The sequence below is a fragment of the Acinetobacter sp. YH12135 genome, assembly GCF_013418565.1.
Classification (GTDB): Bacteria; Pseudomonadota; Gammaproteobacteria; order Pseudomonadales; family Moraxellaceae; genus Acinetobacter; species Acinetobacter towneri.
The window spans coordinates 1-4,758 of the sequence record NZ_VPBU01000045.1; the positions used below are offsets into that span (position 1 = coordinate 1).

Genomic DNA, 4,758 nt, shown 5'->3' on the forward strand with positions numbered 1-4,758 from the left:
TTCAAATGGCGATTCAGCGTTTAATTGGTTTTGGGAAAAAAGAAGAGTTTAAGGAAATTTTGGCAATTTTAAGAAAGCAGAATCCTGATAGGATAAGGGTTCTGTGAAATTTGTCGTGTACAGAGAATAATATTAATAAAAAATAAGGATAAATTTATGGAAAAAACTTTTATGGAAGCAATGGATTTTAGACATGCTTGTAAAATATTTGATGAGACAAAAAAGATAAAAGATGAAGATTTAAACTATATTTTAGAAGCAGGGAGAAAATCTCCTAGCTCTTTTGGGCAAGAGCCATGGAAGTTTTTGGTAATTACAAAAGTATAGCCTGAATTAGCCCTCGATTTTACATCTTGGAACCATGGCCCCCCCCTTTTTTAGGAAAAGGATGACCTTCGGTCTCTCTATTTAAAGGAAATCTTCACGCCTTTTTGTCGGATTCGGCTGAAATTTACGGGACGGTCTTATTTAAGAATGTATGGCTTAATGTTGCGAAAGAAGTTGATTTCCTCCCAATGGTTTTTAAAACCCTGCTTTATAATATCCTCTCTTATTGACCATAAGTACTCTTTTAGGTATATCGTCATTTGGTGCGCTTCATCAATTATATTAGGTGCAGACAGCGAAATGGCATTTTCTTTTCGCTGTACCTCTGAGATAATATGATTTAATGAAGATACCATTTCGTATTTAGTTTACAATATTTCCTTTTATAAAAGAAAATTGCGTAGTATGATTATTAAAAAACACCAAAAGATGTTATTCAAAGAACACATTGATATTAGCTTCAATCTCTAAACCGTTGATTTGGAAATACATAATACCCTATTTGTTCATTCTTTTGTTATTTGTTGTATGTTGCGTTATTCCATCAATAATTTTATTCCAATCTTCGAAATGTAGTTCGTGTCCGGTTCCATCAAGCGTTATTAGTTTTGAGCCGTTTATCTTTTCAAGTAAAACTGCTGAATTCTTAAAATGCCATATTTTATCGTCCGTTCCGTGTACAATTAAGGTTGGCTGATTGATTTCGCTCAATCTGTTCCAGTATTCTTCACCACCTTGCAGTGCCGCATGATTGAACATACTTATATAGTTATTAGCTCTTTTAAATTCGGCTCTAATCAGTTTTTCACTTCTTTGTTTGTCAAATTGTTTCCTGCCGCTCATCAATTCAGCACCTTGAATTAAATAATTTGCCACACTGTCTTCATTTGTCCAATCTACGGTTTCAGCTTTTCCGTGAAAATCTAAAATACGCGTATCCATTTCAGGAATTGTGGGGTCTGAGTCGCCCCAAGGACCTGATGAGATTAGTGTTATTGAACTTACCCTGTCGGCATATTTTATTGATGCTATTTGAGAAATCAGTCCGCCCAGTGAAATTCCCACAAAATTGGCTTTGACTATTTTATAGCCGTCCAAAATTGAAATAGCATCATGGGTTAAGTCAACAATATCATAGGGGGTTGAACCCGGTTCGTAATTAGTAGATTTTCCTACGTCCCTATTGTCGTAGCGAATAACAAAAAATCCCTTTTCAGATAGTTTCTGGCAAAATTCAGCATCCCAATACAACATGGATACCGTTGCTCCCGCAATCAAGAGTATTGCCGGATCTTTTTCACATCCAAAACTTTCGGTAAAAAGTCTTATTCCGTTTTTTTTAACTATTTTCTCTTTCATTTCCTCGCCTTTCTGTTTTATAGATTCATTAGTTTTTGGAACGAAAAGTCGAGGCTGAACATTTCCGTTTCGTTTATTATTGATTCTGCCTGTGCTTCTCTTCCATAAGCAAACATTTGCTGTTCATAATTTTCAATAGCCTCTTCAATGCTGTTAAATTTCCCATTGGTCAGATTATCCGACAATATCAAGGCATCCATCAACCCACTGTTTACGCCTTGTCCTGCAAAAGGAGGCATCAAATGAGCAGCATCTCCAATCATCGTTATGGGTAATGGACGCTTACTTTTCCAAGACTTATCTAAGGGAAATAGATTTAAAACCTTTGAAAGTAAGTGTATTAAAGGAGATTTTAAAAGATTACAACTCTTATTCAAATAAAAATTTACTTGATTTTTATTTGCTAAGTGGTGGAGTTGCAAAATATATAGAACTATTTATCTTAAACAGTAGTTTTGATTTAAAATCTATGATAGATACAATTATTGATCCAAACTCAATATTTTTGGAAGAGGGAAAAAATAGACTTATTGAAGAGTTTGGAAAAGAGTATGGAACATATTTTTCTATTTTAGCTTTAATCTCTGATTCAAAAACATCAAGAAGTGAAATAGAATCAATTTTGGAAAGAAATATTTCAGGACATTTATCACGACTTGAAAATGACTATAACATCATAAAATCAATTAAACCAATAAATGCTAAACCAAACTCAAAAGTACAAAAATATGAGATAGTTGATAATTTTTTATCCTTTTGGTTTAGATTTATTTTTAAATACCAATCACTAATCGAAGCTGAAAATTTCGATAGATTAAAAGAGATTATCTATAGAGATATCTCAACTTTTCAAGGAAAATTCCTTGAAAAACTTTTTGTGGAACTCTTAAAAGAGAAACAAACTTTCACTTCTATTGGCTCATATTGGGAGAGAAATAATCAAAATGAGATAGATATAGTTGCTATCGATGATATTGATAAGAAACTTCTAATTTGTGAAGTAAAACTAAATGAAAAACGGATAAACTATCAGGCTTTAGTTTTGAAATCTCAAAAATTAATTCAAGAGTATAAAGATTATGAGATAGAGTATAGGCTTTTATCGATAAAAGATATTTAAAATTAGAAAAACAGATAATAGCTGGTGCTAGAGTGGTTGCTAGGGTAATTACTCTAATTTCAAGTTGGTGCAAGTGGTTTTTGCAAACTTTGTATAAAGCCTTAATCGATATAAAAGTTAAGTTTGATTATATATAATTGTTGAATAATTTAAAAGGAGTACAAAATGAAAAAAGTTTTAATTTTAAATGGACACCAATATTATGAAAATGTTGCAAAAGGTGAATTAACTGAAAAGATTTTAGAAAAAGCGACACAATTTTTCAAAGAAAATAACTTTCTTATAAAATATACAAATATAGATAAGGGTTACGATATAAAAGAGGAGTGTGAGAAGTTTGAGTGGGCTGATTATGTGTTGTTTCAATATCCTGTTTATTGGATGGGTGTTCCTTGGATTACAAAAAAATATTTCGATGAGACTTTTACTCAAGGAAGACACTATGCAAACGACGGAAGAAGCAAAAACGATGATAGCAAAACTTATGGAAGTGGTGGATTACTAAAAGGCAAAAAATATATGCTAAGCTTGACATATAATTGTCCAAAAAGTGAGTTTAACAATCCTGATGGTTTTTTTGATGGATTATCACTAGATGAAGCAAATGTTGCTACTCATAAAACTTTTCAATTTGTTGGATTAGAACCTTTAAAACTTACTCTATGCATGATATTTTTAAAGGAGATTTGGATTTAAATAAAGAGTTAGCTAAATTTGAAGATACTTTAAGAGAGAATTTTAAGTTTAGTGTATATATAATTTGATATATTTAATTTAAGGAGCTATAATGAGTTTATTATTAAACAAAGGTAAAATAGGTGATTTGGAACTAAAAAATAGAGTTGTAATGCCACCTATGTGTATGTATAAAAGTGATAATAGTGGAGAATTAAAAGATTTCCATATGTTTCACTATACTTCAAGAGCAATGGCTGATGTTGGTTTAATTATTGTTGAACCAGCATCAGTTGAGCCAAAAGGAAGAGTTTCATCTTTTGAATTAGGACTTTGGGATGATTCTTTAATTGAAAATCATAAAAAAATGAATGAGAAGTTACACTTATTTGGAGCAAAAAGTTCTATACAATTAGCTCATGCAGGAAGAAAATCTGAAGTTGTTGATGATATTTGTGTAGCTCCAAGCTCAATTGCTTTTAGTCAAAAATCACCATATAAAGTTCCAAAAGCGTTAAGTCTTGAAGAGATAACAAAAATAAAAGAGTTGTTTGTAAATGCTGCAATTAGAGCCGAAAAAGCAAATTATGATTCAGTAGAACTTCACGCTGCTCATGGATATTTGTTGTGTGAATTTTTATCACCTTTAACAAATAAAAGAGATGATATTTATGGTGGAAGTTTAGAAAATAGGTGTAGATTAGTAATTGAAACTGCAAAAGAGATAAAAAATAGGGTAAAATTACCCCTTATTGTTAGAATTAGTGCTGATGAATGGATGCAAAATGGATGGAATATAGAAGACTCTATTTATTTATGTAAAGAGTTAGAAAAAGTTGGAGTTGATTGTATTCATGTTTCAAGTGGTGGAAATATAGAAAATCCAGATAAGATACCAAAAATTGAACCATTTTATCAAGCTAATTGGGCAAAAGAGATTAAAAAAAGTGTAGATATTCCTGTTATTGCTGTTGGTTTAATAACAACAGCAAAAGAGGGTGAATATCTTCTTGAAAATAGTTTTTGTGATTTTGTTGCATATGGAAGAGAGTTGCTTAAAAATCCAAATCTTGTATTTTATGCTGCAAATGAACTAAACGAAAAAGAGAAAATTAATAGCTCTTATGCAAGAGCATTTTTAAAATAATATTCTCTGTACACGACAAAAATAGATAACTCATTGAAATAATGTCACAATAATTGTTTTCTAACGACGAATACTATGACACATCTCAATGAGTTATATCTTATCTTAAACAAATCTCTAAAATGGAACA

5 protein-coding genes and 1 pseudogene are annotated in these 4,758 nt (G+C 31.1%); 4 read left to right on the forward strand and 2 right to left on the reverse strand.

The window, feature by feature from the left end:
• The first annotated feature begins 156 nt into the window (after window positions 1-156).
• On the forward strand, window positions 157-327 hold the full coding sequence (locus FTU70_RS14145) for a nitroreductase family protein (RefSeq protein ID WP_218944955.1): 171 nt from the start codon (window positions 157-159) through the stop codon (window positions 325-327).
• Window positions 328-825: 498 nt separating this feature from the next.
• On the opposite strand, the gene estT is transcribed toward FTU70_RS14145, so the two are convergent.
• Together estT and FTU70_RS14155 are read right to left on the reverse strand one after the other, a co-directional pair.
• Entirely contained in the window at window positions 826-1,686 is an 861-nt protein-coding gene (gene estT / locus FTU70_RS14150; RefSeq protein ID WP_077782102.1) for a macrolide hydrolase EstT, read from the reverse strand.
• A 17-nt stretch (window positions 1,687-1,703) separates the two neighbouring features.
• Window positions 1,704-2,000: pseudogene (locus tag FTU70_RS14155) on the reverse strand (FAD-dependent oxidoreductase); the annotation flags it as partial.
• A 155-nt stretch (window positions 2,001-2,155) separates the two neighbouring features.
• Here FTU70_RS14155 and FTU70_RS14160 point away from each other — a divergent pair.
• The 3 genes from FTU70_RS14160 (at window position 2,156) to FTU70_RS14170 (ending at window position 4,628) form a co-directional block, all read left to right on the forward strand.
• On the forward strand, window positions 2,156-2,806 hold the full coding sequence (locus FTU70_RS14160) for a DUF234 domain-containing protein (protein ID WP_218944954.1): 651 nt from the start codon (window positions 2,156-2,158) through the stop codon (window positions 2,804-2,806).
• A gap of 165 nt (window positions 2,807-2,971) precedes the next feature.
• On the forward strand, window positions 2,972-3,502 hold the full coding sequence (locus FTU70_RS14165) for an NAD(P)H-dependent oxidoreductase (protein ID WP_218944953.1): 531 nt from the start codon (window positions 2,972-2,974) through the stop codon (window positions 3,500-3,502).
• Between the two features lie 91 nt (window positions 3,503-3,593).
• On the forward strand, window positions 3,594-4,628 hold the full coding sequence (locus FTU70_RS14170) for a tRNA-dihydrouridine synthase (RefSeq protein WP_169538918.1): 1,035 nt from the start codon (window positions 3,594-3,596) through the stop codon (window positions 4,626-4,628).
• Window positions 4,629-4,758: the final 130 nt, after the last annotated feature.

Bases quoted from the DNA above. Each gene is read 5' to 3' on its own strand.
- FTU70_RS14145 (WP_218944955.1), top strand. From the start codon at position 157: ATGGAAAAAACTTTTATGGAAGCAATGGATTTTAGACATGCTTGTAAA.
- estT (WP_077782102.1), bottom strand. From the start codon at position 1,686: ATGAAAGAGAAAATAGTTAAAAAAAACGGAATAAGACTTTTTACCGAA.
- FTU70_RS14160 (WP_218944954.1), top strand. From the start codon at position 2,156: ATGATAGATACAATTATTGATCCAAACTCAATATTTTTGGAAGAGGGA.
- FTU70_RS14165 (WP_218944953.1), top strand. From the start codon at position 2,972: ATGAAAAAAGTTTTAATTTTAAATGGACACCAATATTATGAAAATGTT.
- FTU70_RS14170 (WP_169538918.1), top strand. From the start codon at position 3,594: ATGAGTTTATTATTAAACAAAGGTAAAATAGGTGATTTGGAACTAAAA.